At 45.2% G+C, this 20,054-nt stretch carries 20 protein-coding genes, 2 tRNA genes and 1 riboswitch; of the genes, 4 read left to right on the top strand and 18 right to left on the bottom strand.

What is annotated here, in order from left to right:
• Positions 1-81: 81 nt before the first annotated feature.
• From NHB35_RS05665 to NHB35_RS05640, 6 genes are all read right to left on the bottom strand, one after another.
• Positions 82-693 (bottom strand): hypothetical protein, encoded by a 612-nt coding sequence (locus tag NHB35_RS05665; RefSeq protein ID WP_353431420.1) that lies wholly within the window; start codon positions 691-693, stop codon positions 82-84.
• A 132-nt stretch (positions 694-825) separates the two neighbouring features.
• Positions 826-1,083: a hypothetical protein gene (locus NHB35_RS05660; protein ID WP_353431419.1), complete on the bottom strand. Its 258-nt coding sequence runs from the start codon at positions 1,081-1,083 to the stop codon at positions 826-828.
• Positions 1,084-1,317 (bottom strand): hypothetical protein, encoded by a 234-nt coding sequence (locus tag NHB35_RS05655; protein ID WP_353431418.1) that lies wholly within the window; start codon positions 1,315-1,317, stop codon positions 1,084-1,086.
• Between the two features lie 109 nt (positions 1,318-1,426).
• Positions 1,427-2,014 (bottom strand): hypothetical protein, encoded by a 588-nt coding sequence (locus NHB35_RS05650; protein ID WP_353431417.1) that lies wholly within the window; start codon positions 2,012-2,014, stop codon positions 1,427-1,429.
• Complete coding sequence (locus NHB35_RS05645; protein ID WP_353431416.1) at positions 2,011-2,931, bottom strand: site-specific integrase; 921 nt, start codon at positions 2,929-2,931, stop codon at positions 2,011-2,013. The genes NHB35_RS05650 and NHB35_RS05645 overlap by 4 nt, the downstream gene beginning before the upstream one ends.
• Positions 2,932-3,304: 373 nt before the next feature.
• A tRNA-Asn gene (locus NHB35_RS05640) sits at positions 3,305-3,380 on the bottom strand.
• Between the two features lie 21 nt (positions 3,381-3,401).
• Here NHB35_RS05640 and thiD point away from each other — a divergent pair.
• A complete protein-coding gene (gene thiD, locus NHB35_RS05635; protein WP_353431415.1) occupies positions 3,402-4,286 on the top strand; it encodes a bifunctional hydroxymethylpyrimidine kinase/phosphomethylpyrimidine kinase in 885 nt (294 codons plus the stop codon).
• A gap of 36 nt (positions 4,287-4,322) precedes the next feature.
• Here the strand turns inward: thiD and thiE are convergent, their stop codons facing one another.
• From thiE to NHB35_RS05585, 10 genes are all read right to left on the bottom strand, one after another.
• Positions 4,323-5,249: a thiamine phosphate synthase gene (gene thiE, locus NHB35_RS05630; RefSeq protein WP_353431413.1), complete on the bottom strand. Its 927-nt coding sequence runs from the start codon at positions 5,247-5,249 to the stop codon at positions 4,323-4,325.
• A gap of 19 nt (positions 5,250-5,268) precedes the next feature.
• Entirely contained in the window at positions 5,269-6,087 is an 819-nt protein-coding gene (locus NHB35_RS05625; protein WP_353431412.1) for a thiazole synthase, read from the bottom strand.
• Between the two features lie 6 nt (positions 6,088-6,093).
• The gene (thiS, locus tag NHB35_RS05620; protein WP_353431411.1) at positions 6,094-6,291 is read right to left on the bottom strand and encodes a sulfur carrier protein ThiS; all 198 of its coding nucleotides are present in this window, start codon (positions 6,289-6,291) and stop codon (positions 6,094-6,096) included.
• Entirely contained in the window at positions 6,282-7,421 is a 1,140-nt protein-coding gene (gene thiO, locus NHB35_RS05615; RefSeq protein WP_353431409.1) for a glycine oxidase ThiO, read from the bottom strand. Before thiO ends, thiS begins: the two co-directional genes overlap by 10 nt.
• A 10-nt stretch (positions 7,422-7,431) precedes the next feature.
• Positions 7,432-9,354: a phosphomethylpyrimidine synthase ThiC gene (gene thiC, locus NHB35_RS05610; protein WP_353431408.1), complete on the bottom strand. Its 1,923-nt coding sequence runs from the start codon at positions 9,352-9,354 to the stop codon at positions 7,432-7,434.
• Positions 9,355-9,393: 39 nt separating this feature from the next.
• A riboswitch (TPP riboswitch) is annotated at positions 9,394-9,502 on the bottom strand.
• Positions 9,503-9,576: 74 nt separating this feature from the next.
• Positions 9,577-10,410, bottom strand: coding sequence for a DUF4743 domain-containing protein (locus NHB35_RS05605; RefSeq protein ID WP_353431407.1), 834 nt, complete (start codon positions 10,408-10,410; stop codon positions 9,577-9,579).
• A gap of 237 nt (positions 10,411-10,647) precedes the next feature.
• A tRNA-Arg gene (locus NHB35_RS05600) sits at positions 10,648-10,722 on the bottom strand.
• A gap of 74 nt (positions 10,723-10,796) precedes the next feature.
• Positions 10,797-10,949, bottom strand: a complete 153-nt coding sequence (locus NHB35_RS05595) for a hypothetical protein (RefSeq protein ID WP_353431406.1) — start codon at positions 10,947-10,949, stop codon at positions 10,797-10,799.
• Entirely contained in the window at positions 10,942-12,171 is a 1,230-nt protein-coding gene (locus tag NHB35_RS05590; protein ID WP_353431405.1) for an MFS transporter, read from the bottom strand. The genes NHB35_RS05595 and NHB35_RS05590 overlap by 8 nt, the downstream gene beginning before the upstream one ends.
• Entirely contained in the window at positions 12,171-13,391 is a 1,221-nt protein-coding gene (locus NHB35_RS05585) for a CaiB/BaiF CoA-transferase family protein (protein WP_353433404.1), read from the bottom strand. The genes NHB35_RS05590 and NHB35_RS05585 overlap by 1 nt, the downstream gene beginning before the upstream one ends.
• A gap of 77 nt (positions 13,392-13,468) precedes the next feature.
• Here NHB35_RS05585 and NHB35_RS05580 point away from each other — a divergent pair, with 77 nt between their 5' ends.
• Together NHB35_RS05580 and parC are read left to right on the top strand one after the other, a co-directional pair.
• Positions 13,469-15,457: a DNA topoisomerase IV subunit B gene (locus NHB35_RS05580; RefSeq protein WP_353431404.1), complete on the top strand. Its 1,989-nt coding sequence runs from the start codon at positions 13,469-13,471 to the stop codon at positions 15,455-15,457.
• 167 nt (positions 15,458-15,624) lie between these two features.
• A complete protein-coding gene (parC, locus tag NHB35_RS05575; RefSeq protein WP_353433403.1) occupies positions 15,625-17,919 on the top strand; it encodes a DNA topoisomerase IV subunit A in 2,295 nt (764 codons plus the stop codon).
• 32 nt (positions 17,920-17,951) lie between these two features.
• Here parC and NHB35_RS05570 read toward each other — a convergent pair whose 3' ends face one another.
• Positions 17,952-18,911, bottom strand: coding sequence for an XdhC family protein (locus tag NHB35_RS05570; protein ID WP_353431403.1), 960 nt, complete (start codon positions 18,909-18,911; stop codon positions 17,952-17,954).
• A 41-nt stretch (positions 18,912-18,952) separates the two neighbouring features.
• On the opposite strand from NHB35_RS05570, the gene NHB35_RS05565 reads away from it, so the two are divergent.
• Complete coding sequence (locus NHB35_RS05565; protein WP_353431402.1) at positions 18,953-19,594, top strand: nucleotidyltransferase family protein; 642 nt, start codon at positions 18,953-18,955, stop codon at positions 19,592-19,594.
• Here the strand turns inward: NHB35_RS05565 and NHB35_RS05560 are convergent.
• A complete protein-coding gene (locus NHB35_RS05560; RefSeq protein WP_173955783.1) occupies positions 19,591-20,046 on the bottom strand; it encodes a RidA family protein in 456 nt (151 codons plus the stop codon). The two genes, NHB35_RS05565 and NHB35_RS05560, sit on opposite strands and share 4 nt — an antisense overlap.
• Positions 20,047-20,054 lie beyond the last annotated feature (8 nt).

The following is a 20,054-nucleotide window of genomic DNA, read 5'->3' as shown; positions in this document are numbered from 1 at the left end:
AGATTAATTGTTTTCCGTAGGCAAATATGTGAAACGATGATCAGGCATGGTTTGAGCTGGAACTCATCCCATGCCATTTTTTTAAAATAAATCTAAAACCTCTTTCTTTCGAAGGTTTGAGTAGTTTTTTCTTTTTAGAATTTCAATTCCTATAATTAATCGAGTTAGCGCAGATTTAATAAATCCCACCTTTTTCATTTGCCATTGTGTAAACGGAGTGATTGAAAATCTTTTTGAAAAATCAACAAATTCCTTTGGAAGAGGTAGAGAATTGGCTTCATAGTTCTCGGTGAAGAAGGGGGCTGGCCCAACTACGGAGAATGGAAAATCTGGGGCATATGCGGCCGCACCCAGATGGTTTGATTCCATTGAGTTGATGTCAAAGCCAACAGTCAGATCTGGAAACCTACGGCATATTTCTTCAAAAATGGGGATAGGTGGAGCCCAAGCGGTTCGAAAGACAATCTGGTATTCATCTTTATTGCGCCCATGAATCCTGGTATCAACAGCATCCCACTTGGTTCCCCAGTTATTGCAATACCAATCCAGATCCACGCCGTCACTTGGTGGTGGAATTAATAGATGAAATGGCTCTGAGTCGCAATCATTAATTGGTGTGAATATTTCTCTGAGCTCATCAAAGCCTTGACCCGTATTTTTTACGCTAATTGAGTTATGTGTCCAGTTTGGCATTTTTTTCCTTAAATTATTTTGTCTGTTTGTAAATTGATTTCATAGCCGCTTTCCACATGCTTCCACCCATTTGATTGATGGTGTAGCCTTTGAGGTGATGACTAAATATTTGTTCGGCAATGGAATTCATCATTAATCTCCTTTTGACTTCCTATCGAGACAATCATTGAACGTACCGATATCAAGTTTTTTAAAGAATGTTTCAATATCACTTCTTAGTCCAAGGCGAATTTGGCTTTGCCCTGAACCAATAGTGAAGATTTGAAACCCCAACTCTCTAGCAAGCGTGGCTAATTGGGTGCGCTGATTGCGATGCCATATGCTCCGATTGACACATAAATCATCAAATGAGACCATTTCATCTCTAGTTGTCTGTAGGGTCATATCCAATCAAACCCCCAGAACAAAGTATTTTTTGATTGAGTCTTCCGTGAAGCTTTCTGGCTTGATGAAATATCCACGTGTTGGCAATACTTCGATCAATCCTTCGGCCACTAACTTGTCTTTTTTGCTTCGTAAAAAGTAGGCAAGGGAAGACTTGGTGGAAAAGATCCACTTTAATGACTGACTGTCATCAGAGTCATACCATTTACGGTATGGAACAGGTGATAAATTATTAGACATAAACATTCTCCAAAGTGATTTAAATAAACGTTTGCTCAACGCTCATTTATCACTTTGCCATTTTCTGTCTATTTCAATAAGGAGTTACGGTAACTCCTATTGCGTCAAATTATTCCTCCCAGGGCTCTTTGAAAAAGATTTCTCTTAGTTTTTGACGCATGTATCCATCATCAAGAAACTTATCACTCATTGCATCGTATTCCTTGGCGGTAAGCTTTCTTCCTAGCTTTTCCTCAATGACTGAATGAATAGATTCTTTTAATTCTTCTCTGTATGGAAAGCCCGGTCTTTTTAATGGAATGGAGTGTTCATGCGCCAAATTGTCTGGATGGTAGATATTGGGCATTGAAGAATAAGTATCAAGATAGGTAACTTCCTCTGTCTCAGGATCCATTTCGCAATCCCTAAAGGTCAATAACTCAGGCTCGCCAAAATATAGAAGACGTGCAAGAGCTAATCTATAGATGGTGATAACGTCCCATTCCTTTAAGCCAATATCCTTTAAAAATCCCTTCGTGTTAGTTTTCTTCTTTTTACTTTGAATCTCTGCCTTTGCTTTCTCTAACTCGAGTGCTAGGCGAAAGCATTCGGAACGCAACGATTTACACTCCCACAGCAATTGCTGTGGGGTCAGTGTTTCAGGTTCCTTGTCAAAATTAAAACCTAAAAAATCATCAATCTCTTTGGACACCTTCAAAACGCACTCCTTAAGTAATTCTCACGATCAGCAGTGCTGATATGTGAGTAGCGCGATACCATGCGCAAACTTTTATGTGTCATCCAAGCTGCAATGACGGGTAATGGCACACCCTTTTTTGCTAGATGTGAACAGCAGCTATGGCGCAAGCTATGAAAGTTCAGATCCCTTCCTGGGAAAAGGTCATGAATCAAAGTCATGTAAGAACTTCTAAAGTCATGCGCTTTGCTACGAAACTTTCCACAGAATACTAAATCTTCCATTCCACATCGATCTGAAAAGATCCTTAATAGCTCTTCAATGCAAGCCTCATTTAATGGGGCTGTATGTGGCTCCCCATTTTTGGTGATTGGAAAAGTGATTGTTTTTAGCTCCCAGTTAATATGCTTCCAGCGCATAGCCTTAAGCGCCCCAGAGCGAACCCCAGTTACAAAGGCTATGCGAATCAGGCAGGCAAGCTTTTTCCACCGCGAGCTTCTTGCCTTGGCTATCAATAATTCGACTTCACCTTCAGTCATGAACTCCAATCTGCCCTGTGACTCCTTAAATTTTTCAACCCCACTAATAGGGCTAATAAACCCTCGAATCAATCGCATCTTTTTGATAAATCTAAAAACTGACCCTAATGCGGCGATATAGCGGTTTAGGGTGGCCTCAGACTTTGGTCTATCTAGGTCACGGTACCGCACCTCATAAATTACCTCGCCAGCCTCGTTTTGACCGATTTTCTTACGAATACAGGTCTGGGCAGGTCTTTGCATTAAAACCCCAATCGAATCATCGATATCTAAGGCTGTGATGGCTTGGACTTCGTAATTGCCCAGTTGTTCGACCCAGAAAGCTAGGCGGCTTTCCTGGGATGCGTCTTTCCCAGAATAGTTCTTTTGATACGCTACTACGGCATCTTTAAATAGCATTTGCACTCTCCAAATTATGTTCAAAATGCTGCGGATTGTTCAGCAGCCATAGCGAGAGGATAAATTTTTTGAGTGATTTTCTTAAGGAGTTACGGTAACTCCCCCGGATCATTTCAAATGATGTGAATCCTTCTACCCCAATGTTTATATGGCGTGCAAGAACACAACAAGATTTATGAACTATTTTTGGTGAATGTGGACGATTTGTCCTGATGAATAGACTTTCAGTTTGAAAAAGACCCCCGGAGGGGTATTTTCTGAAAGCAACCAGAAAAGCTTGGTTTTCTAGCATTTGCCTCTCCCATTAAGTGTTAAAAACGCCACGGATTTCACGTGACTGCTTTTTGCTCTTAAACACTTAACCTAAAAGGCTTGGCTCCTCGACCTGGGCTCGAACCAGGGACCTACGGATTAACAGTCCGGCGCTCTACCGACTGAGCTATCGAGGAATAAGCCGATATTATAGCAAGATGGAAACACTACTTCCCACTTCTGTGCGGATCCCCAAAGTACTTACCATTGCTGGCTCTGATAGTGGCGGTGGAGCTGGCCTACAGGCAGACCTCAAGGTAACTACTGCCTTGGGCGGCTATGGGATGTCTGTGATAACCGCCATCACGGCACAAAATACGCTTGGAGTTACGCGCATTCAGGATGTTGACTTGGATGTCGTGGAAGCCCAGATAGATGCTGTTTTCTCTGATATTGGTGTAGATGTCGTCAAGATTGGAATGTTGGCCAGTCCAGAAATCGTTCAAACGGTAGCCAAAACTTTGCGTAAATATGGGGTCAAACAAATAGTCCTAGATCCTGTATTGCGTGCCACCTCTGGTGCTAGTTTGGGTGGTGACGATACTGCACAAGCCATGATTAAAGAATTATTTCCGCTGGCTTATCTAATCACACCAAATATGGATGAAGCATCATTGTTATTGGGCAGAGATATTACTAGTCCAGATGATTTCAAATTGGCTGCGCAAGAGCTATTGGATATGGGGCCGCAAGCTGTGCTTATCAAAGGAGGTCATCTTGATGCTACGCATACCCAAATTACTGATTACTTATTATGGCGCACCATCGAAGATAATCTAGAGGTCATTCAGTCCAAAGAATTCAAACACTATCGGGTAAAAACCGTCAACACTCATGGGACAGGCTGCTCGCTTTCATCGGCGATTGCCACTTACCTTGCAGCAGGACATGATTTGTCTCATGCAGTGGCTAAAGCGATTTCCTATGTTGAAGCTGGTTTAGAAGCGGGGTGCTTTCTCAGTATTGGTGAGGGGCCAGGACCCTTGTGGCATATGCACGATTTTTATCCAACCGCCTTATTGGATGAGAAAGAAAAAAGATAAGGTATGAGAGTTATTACTACCTATAGTGCATTTAAATTAGGCGCGCATTAAATCTTGTAAATGTTTTACTGCTGCCTTAGGGTCCTTTGCTTGCGTAATAGCTCGCACCACCGCAATAGATCCGACGCCACTCTTTGCAACCGCATGAATACTATCTTGATCGATGCCCCCAATTGCAACTAGGGGATAGTGACTCATGAGTTTGGCGTATTGATATAGTCTGCCTAAACCTTGGGGTGCGGTAGGCATTTTCTTAAGATTTGTAGGAAAGACCGCGCCCATGGCGATATAGCTTGGACAAAACCGATCCGCGTAAACCATTTCAGCATAGCCATGAGTGCTTAGACCCAATCTCAGTCCAGCCGATCTAATTTGCTCAAGATCAGCATCTTCTAAATCTTCTTGGCCGAGATGCACACCATAAGCTTCTGCATCAATGGCCTCTTTCCAATAGTCGTTAATAAATAACAAAGTCTTGCTACCCTCAGTGGCCTTAACCGCCTCTTTGATTTGTTTTCTGATTTTGAACCGATCTTCAGATTTAAAACGCAATTGAACGGTGGGTATTTCTGCGTCCACCATGCGCTTAACCCAATCGGCGTCGGGCATAACGCCATAGAGACCCAAGCGCTTGGGGCATTCTTTAAATGCCTTGGGATTCATATTGCGAGTCCACGGAAGTAGATCAAAGTGCTCTGGTCTGCTAGGCCATTTAAATGGATTAAATCCACCGTCCTGAATCGTCATGCGTGACCAAGCTTTACCTAGAGTTCGAGCATCAGATTCAATAAAGCCCATTTCAATCGCAGCAAGCGCTCCAGCTAGTTCGTAATGGTCGGTGGCTAGCTCGTTATCAATACTGGGGGGCGGCGAACTGATTGAATATTGTGGAATCGGCAGGCTCAAATCATCGTTACGATGTGCTGAAATAATTTGATCAGCGAGATCTCTTACTAGGCTCATCTCAATCCACCTTGATCAATTAGCTCTGGTGCCAAAAGGGCGTGCCAACCAGAGGGGTACTAGCTTGTGCAGATGTCTGTGGTTTCATGGCGCCAGATAGGTGGGCACTGCGCCCAGCATCAGTAGCCAATGCAAAGGCTTTTGCCATCGCTACTGGATCTTCAGAAAGCGCTACTGCTGTATTGAGTAGAACTGCATCAAATCCCCATTCCATGACTGCGCATGCATGTGATGGCAAACCAAGTCCTGCATCAACAATGAGGGGAACTTGGATTCGATCGCGTAACAGCTTCATTGCATAGGGGTTTAATGGGCCTTGTCCTGTCCCAATTGGGGCAGCCCAGGGCATAATCGCTTGGCATCCTGCGTCTACTAGACGTTGGCACAAGATTAAATCTTCAGTGCAGTAAGGCAGCACCTTAAAACCATCTTTAATTAAGGATTCGGCAGTTTGTACTAAGCGCAAAGTGTCCGGTTGCAAAGTGTAGTCATCGCCAATGAGCTCTAACTTAATCCAATTAGTTTCAAAAACTTCACGCGCCATGTGGGCGGTCGTGATGACTTCTTGAGGGCTATGGCAACCGGCAGTGTTTGGTAATACTGGAACCGCCATCTTCTTAAGCAATTCCCAAAACCCACTATGTGCTTCTGTAGTGCTGGTGCCTTGGCGGCGTAGGCTAACTGTAATCATTGCAGGATTAGCGGCTTGTACTGCATTTTCCAAAACCAGGGGCGATGGATAACGTGAAGTGCCCAATAGCAAACGACTAGCAAAGCTCTCGCCGTATAAGACTAGTGCATCTGCATTATTAAGTTGGTTAGGTAATGGTGCTGTCATAAATACTTAGCCTCCAGTGACTGGGGCGATCACTTCAATTTGATCGTTTTCATTCAATGCATGCACTGAATATTGAGATTTAGGAACAAAGTTCAAGTTCACTGCAACTGCAAAAGGGGGCTTTGCATTAATAAGCGTGAGAGCATCCGTAACCATGCTCTGTGAAGGAAGATCGTATTCCACTTGATTGACGGTTATGCGCATACGCTTGCCTCATAACTGATGTTGCTGATGTTTAAACCCAGCTCTAGTGCGGTATTGCTTTGACCGTTCTCCAGTAATTCCATCGTTGCATCTAGCACCGCAGGAGAAATCATAAAGCCATGACGATAGAGTCCATTGACCATAATCAAATCAGACAAACCCTTTTCTTTATTGAGCATTATTTCAGGTAGATTGTTCTTTAGAGTTGGGCGGCATTGTGTAGCCATCTCCAAAATTCGTGCCTCCGCAAAGCCACTGTGGACTGTATACACTGCGCTTAGTAGCTCCATGGCAGACCGAACGCTCATCTGTGATAAATCTTCTGACTCAATTTCGGTAGCACCAACTACATACACATCATTCTCTTTCGGGGCAATGTAGATAGGGTAGCGAGGATGTATTAAACGAGTTGGTCTGCGTAACTTCACCTCTGGGGCATGCAAGCGGATAACCTCGCCACGTACTCCTCGCAGGGTATTTGTATTAGAAGTCCAAGCATCTTTTGCACCATTGCCCCGACAATCAATGACGCATTCATATGCAAAGTCATTTCTTAACGAATCTGGTTTTACATCAGCATTCCAATGAAATTGCACACCAAATGTATTGAGCTCAACCAGTAAGGCATCTAAAAGCTGGCGATTGTCCAATTGACCTTCGTAGGGAAGGTATAGGCCTTGAGTAAATCGATCGCTAACGCTAGGTTCAAGGTCGTGTAATTGCTGCTCATTCAGTCTCTTGGGTGGATTGAGTTGGCTGTTGTGCAGACAATTTTTATCCAGATGATTGGTAAAACGTTCTGCTTCAGCGGCATCTTGCCGATGCCAGAGTATTAGTGTGCCATCTTGCTGGAAAAAAACGTGCGAAGAGAGCTCTTCGATTAATGTCTTCCAGCGAGGTAGGCTATAAATGCCCATACGCACAACAGAATCTTCTGTAATTGCGGATTCTGCAAGAGGGGCTAGCATTGCAGCAGCTACTCTGGCTGCGGATTCATTCGCACTTGCATTGCCTCGATCAAACAAATCAACCTTAGCGCCGCGTTTTGCCAATGCAAGTGCCAGCAGTCGGCCCATTAGGCCGGCGCCAACAATAGCAAAGCGTTTACGTGCGAAGGAGGTGCCGCTCATTTACAAGTGCTTACTGATAAATTTCACTGCCACGCTTACGGAACTCTGCAGACATTTCTTCCATGCCTTTTTCAGGATCATTTGCTTGCGCAATCGGAATGACTTTGGTATCTGCGTTTAGTGTCGCCGCGTAATCACGAACTTCTTGCGTGATCTTCATTGAACAGAACTTCGGACCGCACATGGAGCAGAAGTGCGCAATTTTTGCTCCTTCAGCTGGCAAGGTTGCATCATGGTATTCACGTGCACGCTCCGGGTCTAAGCCCAAATTGAATTGATCTTCCCAGCGGAATTCAAAGCGAGCTTTAGAAAGGGCGTTATCTCGAACTTGAGCACCAGGTAAGCCTTTTGCGAGGTCTGCACCATGCGCTGCAATCTTGTATGTGATGATGCCTTCACGCACATCTTCTTTGTCTGGCAGGCCTAAATGCTCTTTAGGTGTGACATAGCAAAGCATCGCTGTGCCATACCAACCAATTTGCGCAGCACCAATGCCGCTGGTGATGTGGTCATAGCCTGGGGCAATATCGGTGATCAATGGTCCAAGAGTATAGAAGGGGGCTTCTAGGCAATGTTTGAGCTCTTCAGTCATATTCTCTTCAATGCGCTGCATTGGAACATGTCCAGGGCCTTCTATCATGACTTGGACATCATGCTTCCAAGCTTTTGTAGTTAATTCACCGAGGGTATGGAGCTCTCCAAACTGGGCGGCATCGTTTGAGTCGGCAATACAGCCAGGACGTAAACCATCACCCAGGCTGAAGGAGACATCGTAAGCCTTCATGATTTCACAAATCTCATCAAACTTGGTATAGAGGAAGTTCTCTTTGTGATGAGCCAAGCACCATTTGGCCATGATGGAGCCACCGCGTGACACGATACCAGTAATGCGATCGGCTGTTAATGGTACATAGCGAAGCAATACACCAGCGTGGATCGTGAAATAGTCTACACCTTGTTCGGCTTGTTCAATTAAGGTATCGCGGAACATTTCCCAGGTGAGATCTTCAGCGATCCCGCCAGTTTTATCCAGCGCTTGATAGATTGGAACAGTGCCAATAGGAACTGGTGAATTACGAATAATCCATTCGCGCGTTTCATGAATATGCTTGCCTGTTGACAGGTCCATTATGGTGTCGGCACCCCAACGAATAGACCACACCATTTTTTCTACCTCCTCGTTAATTGAAGAGGTGACTGCTGAATTACCGAGGTTGCCATTGATCTTCACGCGGAAGTTTCTACCAATAATCATTGGCTCTAATTCTGGGTGATTGATGTTTGCTGGAATAATCGCGCGACCTGCAGCAATCTCCGAGCGCACAAATTCACCAGTAATTACTTCCGGAAGGTTGGCTCCATAGGATTTACCAGGATGTTGCTTGAGTAATTGTTTGTAGGCTGGGTCTTTGCGTAATTGCTCTAGGCCCATGGATTCACGTAGCGCGACGTACTCCATTTCTGGCGTCACAATTCCTTTGCGAGCGTAATGCATTTGACTAACGTTATGCCCAGACTTTGCTACACGCGGTGCACTGATATGCGCAAATCGCAAGCTCTGGGTTGCGGCATCATTCGCACGAGCTACACCATACTCTGAACTTGGTCCAGATAATTGCTCGGTATCGTTACGCTCAGCAATCCAAGTATCACGCAATCTTGGCAAGCCCTTTTCTAAGTTGATCACAACATCTGGATCGCTGTAAGGACCTGAGGTGTCATAAACGGGAACAGGTGGGTTTGGGATAAGTTGTTCGCCAGCACGAGTTGGCAATTGTTCGATCATCCGAATCGGTGCTTTGATATCAGCACGTGATCCCTGTAAGTAGGTTTTAGTTGATGCGGGATATGCAAACTTTTGACCAAAGTCGCGTTCCAAGCTTTTGAGGCTTGGAATCTCATGTTTGCTAGATTTTTGATTGCCTGAGCTCATGTCCATCTCCTTGCTGTTTTAGATGGACGAAACCGGGTGTGTCGGTCTGATGTAACTCCCCACGCCAGCATTACCTGGATCGAGTTTTAGGGTCTTTCTCAGCGCCTCTGAGCGAAATCTGCTTTTAAGGGCACCCCTGTTTCATCCTTAACTAGATTTAACCACGAAAACAGGGGTTGGACTCATGACGATGATCAATCCCCTTTAGGGTGGCTGCTAGGCTTATTTATTGCGTCGCAAAATGAAGTCTGCAGTGACAAAGGCAGCATCGCTAGTGAATTCATCGGCCAAAATGCGGGCGGCGGCCTCTGCGTAAGAAACCTCAATAAAACCACTCACTTCACCATCGTGATTGGTTGGAATAAATTGTTTTGGAAGCTCTAAATCGTAAATAAATAGTTGCTCATCGTGAAAACCGCGATCATTTGCGATGCGACGCATATGAATACGGCCAATAGGTTCGATGTCATCAGAAATTTGCTCTGGAACACCAGCTTCCTCCCATAGTTCACGACGGGCGCTGACCCATGGAGTTTCATCGGCGCTAATACCACCAGCGGCAAGATTATCTAACTTGCCAGGGTCTGTTGGTTTATTTTCGCTTCTGCGCCCCAACCAAATGATGTCTGATTTTGTATAGCCATTAATGTGCGTGGCCATGCTTCGAAAACCAAACGTTCTGAATGCGGACCGCTCTAAGCGAAAGTATTTATGACCATTTTGATCGACCCATGCAAATTCTTCATTGCGCCATCCCGGAATAAATCCACCTTGGCGCATGTGATTGGCCAATAGGCTTAGAGTGGCAGACAACTCTTTTGGACGCCCTAGCTTAATACTTAAGCGATCATGCGACATGCTTGCCAAATGAACAGATTGCTTTTTGAATAATTCTTGTAGGTGGGAAATGAAATCAGGATTGAGATGTCCAATCAGCAGGTCTTCGTGATTTCCTCGGGAAAAATAAATGGGCAAGAAATCCGCAGGAGCAGGTCTTGCGGTGTTTTGAAGCATTTCTTCAAGAGCTGCGATGGTGCTGGTAGAGAGGGCTGACATGCGACTTAGTGTAAGGGAACTTCACAAAATTAAGTGGTTTTTTCAGTCCTCATTACCACAAATAATATTAAAAGTTATTAATATTCTTTCTAATGGCTTTGATAAGGATATTAAATTTTCCAGCAGAATCTTCTGCACACAAATTAAGCAAGTCAGGTCACTCTATACAAATCTTCGACTTACGAAAACTTTTGTGGATTTATCCACATGGCCTGTGGATAAGTTCTGACAATTTTGTGGTCCCGCCGACAGGAATCGAACCTGTATCCCACGCTTAGGAGGCATGTGCACTATCCATTGTGCTACGGCGAGATGCATATCATTGAGAAAGTATGCTAGGAAATGAAGTTGAAATGCTAACCGATAAAAGCGATTGTCATCGACCATTACCAGCCACAAAGTGCCCAAACTTGATTGGTAATCGACAACATCATTTCAGGGGCATAGTATGCAGAAAATACAATCAGCAATATAAAGATAGCAAAACCATATGCAATGATTTTCCAGAATGAGATATTGAGATTTCGTATCTTATGCATTTGCGACTCGATGAATGGCGCGTTCTTTAACGGGTAGGTTAACCAAGAATGCAAACACCCCCAATCCAATAGCGAGTTGCCAAACGATGACATAAGAGCCGGTGCGATCAAATAAATAGCCCCCTAAGAATGCACCGCAAAAGCTACCAAGTTGGTGTGAAAAAAATACTAGGCCAGAAAGCATGGTGAGGTACTTCACTCCAAAGATTTGCGCTACGATGCCATTGGTTAGGGGAATTGTTGATAGCCACAAAAAGCCCATGATTGCAGCGAAGATATAAGTAGTGGTGGGGCTTAGGGGTAGCAATAAGAAACCAGCAATAGCAATCGAGCGACCTAAATAAATGCTTGATAACAAATAACGCTTAGGAAGCCGTTGACCTAAGATGCCAGCACTATAGGTGCCAAAGATATTGAATAGGCCAATCAGGGCTAGGGCAGTAGTTGCTACCGCTGGCGCACCAACTGCTGGATAAATCGATGAGAGATCTTTCAGGTAGGGGGCAAGGTGAACGGCAATAAAGACCACCTGAAAGCCGCAAACAAAATATCCTAGGGTAAGCAAACGAAAGCTCGGATTACCGATTGCCTCTTTGAGTGCTTCCTTGATGGTTTGATCACCATAACTATGTTGATGTGCAAAATTTTTCTCACGCAATAAAAAAGCGGTGGGAATCATCAAGCTTGCCATTAATGCCAATATCAATAGAGCATCTTGCGCACCAAATGCGCTTAATAAGCCTTGCTCAGCAGGAATCATTAAGAACTGCCCAAAAGATCCAGCGGCAGCAGCAATTCCCATAGCCCAAACACGTTTATCCGCTGGAACATTGCGACCTAAGATACCGTAGACCACACTATAGGTGGTGGCAGTTTGTGCGAGACCAATTAATAATCCACCTGCAATAGTGAAATTGAGGGCATCTGTAGAAATTGCCATCCCAACTAAACCCAAGGCATAAAGCGCTCCACCAACAACCATGATCTTGAAGGCGCCAAATCGATCGGCTAGAGCCCCGGTAATTGGTTGAACTGCACCCCAAATTAAATTTTGAAGAGCAATCGTCAACGCAAAGGTTTCGCGTCCCCAGCCATTGGCCATGGTGATAGGCAAGTTAAACAAGCCAAAGCCGTGGCGTATGCCCATAGACATCGTCACCATAAAGCCCCCAAAAATGAGGACTTGAGCCATGGATAGGGATGTTTTAGGGCTTGTGCTCATTAAATAATTCCTTTGGCTTTGAGTTGAGCAATAGAGGCATCATCAAGGTGAAGACGCTCATGCAACACTTCATTGGTGTGCTGCCCCAATGTGGGTGGTGCCATGCGAACTTCTGTTGGTGTTTTAGAGAGCTTCATGGGACTTGCCACAAGTTTCATGGTTCCCACAGTGGGATGCGGAACATCAATCTGTACTTCTCTAGCAATCACCTGCTCATTTTCAAAGACTTCTTTGAAGTTATTAATAGGGCCGCAGGGAACATTCGCTGCCTCTAAAAGTGCAATCCATTCCCCTTTGGTTTTCTTGCGAGTCATCGCCTCCAACAGGGGAACAAGCTGTTTGCGATGCAAGACTCGGTCAGGATTTGTTAGGTATAAAGGATTATCTGCCAGATGGGCTTCGCCGCCTGCGGTCACAAAGTGACGAAACTGCCCATCATTGCCTGCGCCAACAATCATCCAGCCATCTGAGGTTGGAAAGGTTTGATAAGGAACGATGATAGGGGAGGCGTTGCCCCAGCGACGAGGAATCTCGCCGGAAGTAAGGTATGCGCTCGAGACATTGGCCATTACGGCAATTTGTGTATCAAGCAAGGACATATCAATGTATTGGCCTTCACCCGTATGATCACGGTGTACTACAGCAGCCAATATCGCAGTAGTGGCATACATTCCAGTAAAAATATCGGCAATAGCTACGCCAGATTTTTGTGGGCTAGCCCCCTCAACATCTTCGGCTTCGCCAGTCACACTCATAAAGCCACCCATTCCTTGAATAATGAAGTCATATCCAGGGCGATGAGCATAAGGGCCTGTTTGTCCGAACCCAGTAATAGAGCAATAGATCAAATCAGGTTTGATCTTTTTTAGGCTTTCATAATCAAGGCTGTATTTCGCCAGATCGCCAACCTTATAGTTTTCAATTACTACATCTGATTCAGCGGCCAATTGACGAATGATCTCTTGGCCTTCAGGCTTGCTAATATCAACGGTAATCGATCGCTTGTTGCGATTGATGCAAATAAAATAGGCAGATTCTTCGGTATCTTGACCTTTTGGATCTTTAGCAAAGGGAGGACCCCAGTGCCGGGTGTCGTCACCAGCCCCCGGGCGCTCAACTTTGATGACATCCGCGCCCAGATCAGCAAGATTCTGAGCACACCAAGGACCAGCAAGCACACGGCTAAGGTCTAAAACGCGAATATGACTTAAGGCTCCCATACCCAATTTTGGCATGGATGGCAGGGGAATATCAGAAAAGTCCGACCTCTTCCCAGACATGGCTACAATTTTGGCGCATGGCTACCCGTAAAATTTCCGAATACAGCGAATCATCGATTCAGGTCCTCAAAGGGCTGGAACCAGTCCGTCAGCGGCCTGGAATGTACACCCGAACCGATAACCCCCTTCATATCATTCAAGAGGTTTTGGATAACGCTTCTGATGAGGCCTTGGGTGGTTATGGCAAACAAATTATTGTGACGATGCACACCGATGGCAGTGTGAGTGTTGAAGATGACGGTCGTGGAATTCCGGTAGGGATGCACCCCACTGAGAAGTTACCAGTGGTGGAAATAGTATTTACGCAGTTGCATGCCGGCGGTAAATTTGAAAAGGGCACTGGTGGTGCTTACGCATTCTCTGGTGGATTGCACGGTGTGGGTGTTTCTGTAACGAATGCATTATCTAAACGACTTGAAGTGACAGTGTGGCGCGATGCTCAAGTTTCCACACTCATTTTTGCCGATGGCAAGGTAATTGAGAAGCTCAAATCTAAGCCCGCTTCAAAAGACGACAAATCTCACGGTACGCGTGTGCGTGCTTGGCCTGATGCCAAGTACTTCGACAGTGCTGCGATACCGATGGCAGAGTTAGTGCGCCTGCTCAGATCCAAAGCAGTGTTGTTGCCTCGCGTTAAAGTAACTCTTATCCAAGAAAAGTCAGGTGAAAGCCAATCATGGCAATACGCACAAGGCTTGCGCGGCTATCTGAATGAAGCGATGGCTCAGTCAGGACATGGACCGGAAGTCATTCCTCCATTCGAGGGCGAGCAATATGCGACAGGTACCGGTGATGATGATTCCTTTGCTGAAGGAGAGGGTGCGGCATGGGTGGTTTGCTGGACAGAAGATGGCGCCCCAGTGCGCGAAAGTTATGTGAACTTAATTCCTACTCCTGCTGGCGGCACCCATGAAAGTGGTCTGCGTGAAGGATTGTTTAATGCAGTAAAAGGCTTCATTGAAATGCATGCATTGCAACCAAAAGGCGTGAAACTGATGCCTGAAGATGTATTTGCACGAGCTTCGTTTATTTTGTCTGCCAAAGTATTGGATCCTCAATTTCAAGGTCAAATTAAAGAGCGATTAAATTCACGTGATGCAGTGCGTTTAGTGTCTGGCTATGCTAAATCTGCACTTGAGCTATGGCTTAATCAGCACGTCGACTATGGTCGTAAATTAGCTGACTTGGTAATCAAACAAGCCCAAGCTCGTACTCGCGCTGGGCAAAAGGTCGAGAAGAAAAAGTCCTCGGGTGTAGCAGTACTGCCAGGCAAGCTAACCGATTGCGAGAGTGAAGATATTGCTCAAAATGAAATCTTCCTAGTAGAAGGAGATTCTGCAGGCGGTTCTGCCAAGATGGGTCGTAATAAAGAATATCAAGCCATTTTGCCTCTCCGCGGTAAGGTATTAAATACTTGGGAGGCAGAGCGCGATCGTTTATTTGCCAATAATGAAGTTCACGATATCGCTGTTGCGATTGGTGTCGACCCTCATGGCCCGAATGATGACCCTGATTTATCCAATTTGCGCTATGGCAAGATTTGCATCCTTTCTGATGCGGACGTTGATGGTGCGCACATCCAGGTCTTGCTTCTCACTTTATTTTATAAACACTTTCCTAAGCTAATCGATTTGGGTCACGTGTATATTTCTAGACCGCCATTGTTTAGGGTGGATGCCCCTGCAAGAGGTAAAAAACCCGCGCAAAAAATTTATGCCTTAGATGCCAGCGAACTTCAAGCAATTGAAGATAAATTGCGCAAGGAAGGCGTTAAGGAAACAGCATGGCAAATTTCTCGCTTCAAAGGATTGGGTGAGATGAGTGCTGAGCAGTTGTGGGATACCACTCTAAATCCTGATACACGTCGCTTGCTGCCGGTAACTCTAGGCTCTTGGACTGAAGATGAAACATTTAAAACCATGGATATGCTGATGGGTAAATCAGAATCTGGGGCACGCCGTGATTGGCTTGAAGAGCGTGGTAATGAAGTTGAGGCAGATATTTAATGGCTACTGAGAAGACACCGGGTAAGAATAAAGCTGCTGAGCAGGCTGATTTATTTTCAAACGCCATTGAAGAGATGGATATTGTTGAGGTGGATGAGGCGCCTAAAGTGGCTGCATCTTCTAAAAGTGGCACTAATGGACCAAGAGACCCTCATGATCCAAAAACAATGGATTTGAATGAGGATAACAAGGATAGTTTGACGCTGGCTGTTTATGCAGAGCGCGCTTATCTAGATTACGCCATTAGCGTTGTAAAGGGACGTGCTTTACCAGAAGTTGCGGATGGTCAAAAACCAGTTCAACGACGCATCTTGTTCTCCATGAACGAGATGGGTCTTCGTGCTGATGCTAAGCCCGTAAAGAGTGCGCGCGTTGTCGGTGATGTGTTGGGTAAGTTTCACCCTCATGGTGATCAATCTGCTTATGATGCTTTAGTGCGATTGGCGCAAAGTTTCTCGCTGCGTTACCCCTTAATCGATGGCCAAGGTAACTTCGGTTCGCGCGATGGAGATGGTGCTGCGGCGATGCGTTATACCGAAGCACGTTTAACGAAGATTGCAGGTTTGCTGTTAAGTGAAATCGACGAAGGCACTGTTGATTTTGCGCCTAACTATGATGGTTCATTCCAAGAGCCAAAATTATTGCCAGCCCGTTTACCATTTGTTTTACTTAACGGGGCATCTGGTATCGCTGTAGGTATGGCGACCGAAATTCCATCGCACAATTTGCGGGAAGTAGCTTTAGCCGCGATTGCCTTGATGAAGTCACCTAAGTTATCTACTGCTGATTTGTTGGAGATCATGCCTGGCCCAGATTATCCAGGCGGCGGTCAAATTATTTCCTCGCCTGCAGAGATTGCGCAGATTTATGAAACTGGTCGCGGTAGTCTTAAAGTGCGTGCGCGTTGGTCTATTGAAGAATTGGCTCGTGGCCAGTGGCAAATTATTGTTAATGAATTACCGCCATCAACATCTTCGCAACGTGTTTTGCAAGAGATTGAAGAGATTACCAATCCAAAAGTGAAGGTTGGTAAGAAAACTTTAACTCCTGAACAGAACAATCTGAAGTCCACCATCTTGAATGTTTTAGATGGTGTACGTGACGAATCTAGTAAAGATGCTCCGGTTCGTTTGGTATTTGAACCAAAGAGTAAAAATATTGATGTAAATGAGTTCATCAATCTCTTGTTGGCGCATACATCCCTTGAGTCTAATGCGCCAATGAACTTGGTGATGATTGGCAACGATGGCCGCCCTCGTCAAAAGAGCTTAAAGGATATTATTTCTGAGTGGATTGAATTCAGGGTTGTGACAGTGACTCGTCGAACTCAATTCCGTCTCGGTAAAGTAAAAGACCGGATGCACATATTGGAAGGGCGTCTAATCGTTCTTCTGAATATTGATAAGGTCATTAAGATTATTCGTAATAGCGATGAGCCTAAAGCCGATTTGATCAAAGAGTTTAAGCTTACTGATCGCCAAGCTGAGGATATTTTAGATATCCGCTTGCGTCAATTGGCTCGTTTAGAAGGCATCAAGATTGAGCAAGAGCTAAAAGAGCTCAAATCTGAACGTGATGACTTAGAAGGGCTGTTGAAGAGTGATACGGTTTTACGTAAACGTATCATTAAAGAAATTGAAGCCGATATCAAAGACTTTGGCGATGATCGCCGAACCCTAATTCAAGAAGATAAACGGGCTGTTGCAGAGACCAAGGTGATTGATGAGCCCGTTACTGTCATCGTGTCTCAAAAAGGTTGGGTGCGCGTTCGTCAGGGTCATGAGCATGATGCAACACAGTTCAGCTTCAAGGCTGGTGATGCTCTCTACGCAACCTTTGAAGTGCGCACTGTTGATGTGATTCAGGGATTTGGAAGCGATGGACGTGTATATACGGTTCCAGTTAGCGAATTACCAGGTGCTCGTGGGGATGGTTCGCCATTAACCAGCTTCGTAAATCTAGCTGCTGGATCTCAAATGGTTGCGTATTACGCAGGCCAGCCTGATGACTTGGTCTTGTTATCCACAAAAGCAGGTTATGGATTCTTGGCTAATGTAGCTGATATGAGCACCCGCAATAAGGCTGGTAAATCATTCATTAGTATTGATGCAAAAGTTGCAGGCGATGCACCGCTTGGCGCTGCTAAGGTAGAGGTAGGTATGAAGCAGGTTGCTTGTTTATCTGCAGCCTCAAAGTTGCTGGTATTCCCCTTGGATGAATTAAAGCGTTTGCCTACTGGTGGTAAGGGCGTAATCCTGATGGGTCTCGATGACAAAGAGTTCATGTCTTCTGCAATTGCGGTCGGGCCTAATGGGGCAACCTACTCTGGTGCCGGACGTGCAGGCAAGCCCACTGAGTTGAGCTTAGATGCCAAAACACTGAAGTCTTTTGCAGGTAATCGGGCTCGTAAAGGACATTTTGTTGAGCCTCGCCTGAAAGACGGCAAGCTAAAAGCAAACTGAGGCCGGCTGCCTAACAAAGCCAAGCTAAAAAACTACCCTTTTTTAGGTAGGCTAACTCCATATTTGACGGCGATCACTTCCGCCAGTATGGAGACAGCGATCTCTGGTGGGGTGAGGGCTCCTATAGACAAACCTACAGGGCCATAAAGTTTCTCAACCTCTTCTTTGCTGACATCAAACTCAATTAAGCGCTCTTTGCGCTTTTGGGTGTTTTTTCTGCTACCTAAGGCGCCTACATAGAATGCGGAAGACTTGAGGGCCTCCATCAATGCCATGTCATCGAGTTTAGGGTCATGGGTCAAGGCTACTACTGCAGTATGGGGGTCCACGCCAATCTCAAGTAGAACATCATCGGGCATACCTTGAATAAAGGTGACATCAGAGCGATTTAATCCTTCGGCGTATTCTTCGCGCGGGTCAATCACAATGACTTCAAAGTCAGACGCAATAGCAAAATCTGCTGTGTATTGAGAGAGCTGACCTGCGCCAATAATGACCATACGCCAGCGTGGACCATAGGTAGTGCACATCTCCTTAGCTGTACAAGCAAATTCATCGTTACGTGTACCGGGCTCTAAAGTTGATTTGCCCGTTCCAATATTTACAGACCGTTTGATAATTTGATGGGAGCTGATGCTTAGCAATATTTGCTCCAATATTGCGATTTCAGGCTTGGGCTCTACTAATAGACGCAATGTGCCGCCACAAGGTAGACCAAAGCGTGCCGCTTCTTCTTGGCTAACTCCATACACTACTATCTCAGGGGTATTACGAGTCAAAATTTCGCTTTGTACGCGACTGATCAGGTCATCCTCGACGCAACCTCCAGAGACGGATCCTGCAACTTGTCCATCATTGCGGATGGCAAGCCAAGATCCAACTGGCCGTGGGGCAGAGCCCCAAGTTTGAACAACAGTGGCTATTGCTACAGAATGGCCTGATTGAAGCCAGTTCACTGCGGATTTGAGTACGCTCAGATCGGTGCTATTCATTCGGTATCTTCATTTTTAAATTCTTATTTATTATCACCCTAATGAGTTCATTGCGTAAATCTTCCAATCTGCGTATAGCGATCGTCTTATTAGCTGCCGGCGAAGGAAGTCGTATGGGCTCTGTTCCGAAGGCGCTCTTGCAAAAGGATGGAAAAACTCTTTTGGAAAGGTTTTGTACTGCTATTAAAGCGCTTCATCCAGTTGAGTTCATTGCCATTACCGGATTTCATGCAGTGCCAATAGAGCAAGAGCTCAATAGATTGGCTAAGTTGATGGATCTATCCATCACCATCATCCGTAACCAAAATGCATCTTCTGGACAAGCCTCATCCGTAAGGCTTGCTCTTGAATCCTTGGGTGATGCATTTGATGTAGTGGCAATGTGTTTGAGTGATCAGCCGCAGATTGGTGAAGATGAACTAATTGCCTTGCTAAATCAATTTGTTGATCGCGGGTCGCATCAAGATGTGTTGATGCCGATGGTGGGAGGTCAACGTGGCAATCCCGCGCTATTTTCTAAGAGGGCTGCAGATGAGATGCTGCAAATCCCGGGGATGGTTTGTAGATCGTTTATGGATAAGAATCCAAATCGCATCAAAATATTTAATTCTGATAATGACGCATATATTCTGGATGTCGACACTGACGCAGACATCCAGAAGCTAGGTATTAAACGAGATTAAATCTCAGCAATTAACTCAATCTCAACGCAGGCCCCAAGTGGAATTTGCGCAACCCCAAATGCACTACGAGCATGCTTGCCAGCATCGCCAAAAACTTCAAAGAGTAATTCAGAGCACCCATTTACCACCAGATGTTGTTCAGTGTATTCATTGGTGGAGTTCACCAGTCCCATTACTTTAACGATGCGCTTAACCTTGTCGAGTGAGCCAAGATGATTTTGCAGGGTAGAAATGAGGTCAATCGCAATGGATCTGGCGGCTGCTTTGCCTGTTTCCGTATCCATATCTTTGCCGAGCTTACCAACCCATGGTTTGCCATCGCGTTTGGCAATATGTCCCGATAGAAATACCGTATTACCTGATGTAGCAGCCATTACATAAGCAGCTGCTGGTGGTCCTGGCGGAGGTAAATCAATTCCAAGGGTTTTTAATCGATCATTGATAGTGCTCATGGTTTTCT

The sequence above is a fragment of the Polynucleobacter sp. MWH-UH23A genome (assembly GCF_040409805.1).
Lineage (GTDB): Bacteria > Pseudomonadota > Gammaproteobacteria > Burkholderiales > Burkholderiaceae > Polynucleobacter.
The sequence above is the reverse complement of the archived record's forward strand: the minus strand, read 5'-3'. Positions and strand labels throughout refer to the sequence as shown.

Excerpts from the sequence above, each read along its gene's own strand:
- thiD (WP_353431415.1), top strand. The coding sequence starts at position 3,402 with ATGGAAACACTACTTCCCACTTCTGTGCGGATCCCCAAAGTACTTACC.
- thiO (WP_353431409.1), bottom strand. The coding sequence starts at position 7,421 with ATGAGCGGCACCTCCTTCGCACGTAAACGCTTTGCTATTGTTGGCGCC.
- NHB35_RS05590 (WP_353431405.1), bottom strand. The coding sequence starts at position 12,171 with ATGAGCACAAGCCCTAAAACATCCCTATCCATGGCTCAAGTCCTCATT.
- NHB35_RS05565 (WP_353431402.1), top strand. The coding sequence starts at position 18,953 with ATGAGTTCATTGCGTAAATCTTCCAATCTGCGTATAGCGATCGTCTTA.
- NHB35_RS05595 (WP_353431406.1), bottom strand. The coding sequence starts at position 10,949 with ATGCATAAGATACGAAATCTCAATATCTCATTCTGGAAAATCATTGCA.
- NHB35_RS05645 (WP_353431416.1), bottom strand. The coding sequence starts at position 2,931 with ATGCTATTTAAAGATGCCGTAGTAGCGTATCAAAAGAACTATTCTGGG.
- NHB35_RS05665 (WP_353431420.1), bottom strand. The coding sequence starts at position 693 with ATGCCAAACTGGACACATAACTCAATTAGCGTAAAAAATACGGGTCAA.
- NHB35_RS05625 (WP_353431412.1), bottom strand. The coding sequence starts at position 6,087 with ATGACAGCACCATTACCTAACCAACTTAATAATGCAGATGCACTAGTC.
- NHB35_RS05560 (WP_173955783.1), bottom strand. The coding sequence starts at position 20,046 with ATGAGCACTATCAATGATCGATTAAAAACCCTTGGAATTGATTTACCT.
- NHB35_RS05655 (WP_353431418.1), bottom strand. The coding sequence starts at position 1,317 with ATGTCTAATAATTTATCACCTGTTCCATACCGTAAATGGTATGACTCT.
- NHB35_RS05605 (WP_353431407.1), bottom strand. The coding sequence starts at position 10,410 with ATGTCAGCCCTCTCTACCAGCACCATCGCAGCTCTTGAAGAAATGCTT.
- NHB35_RS05570 (WP_353431403.1), bottom strand. The coding sequence starts at position 18,911 with ATGAATAGCACCGATCTGAGCGTACTCAAATCCGCAGTGAACTGGCTT.
- NHB35_RS05580 (WP_353431404.1), top strand. The coding sequence starts at position 13,469 with ATGGCTACCCGTAAAATTTCCGAATACAGCGAATCATCGATTCAGGTC.
- NHB35_RS05585 (WP_353433404.1), bottom strand. The coding sequence starts at position 13,391 with ATGGGAGCCTTAAGTCATATTCGCGTTTTAGACCTTAGCCGTGTGCTT.
- thiS (WP_353431411.1), bottom strand. The coding sequence starts at position 6,291 with ATGCGCATAACCGTCAATCAAGTGGAATACGATCTTCCTTCACAGAGC.
- thiC (WP_353431408.1), bottom strand. The coding sequence starts at position 9,354 with ATGAGCTCAGGCAATCAAAAATCTAGCAAACATGAGATTCCAAGCCTC.
- thiE (WP_353431413.1), bottom strand. The coding sequence starts at position 5,249 with ATGAGCCTAGTAAGAGATCTCGCTGATCAAATTATTTCAGCACATCGT.
- parC (WP_353433403.1), top strand. The coding sequence starts at position 15,625 with ATGGATTTGAATGAGGATAACAAGGATAGTTTGACGCTGGCTGTTTAT.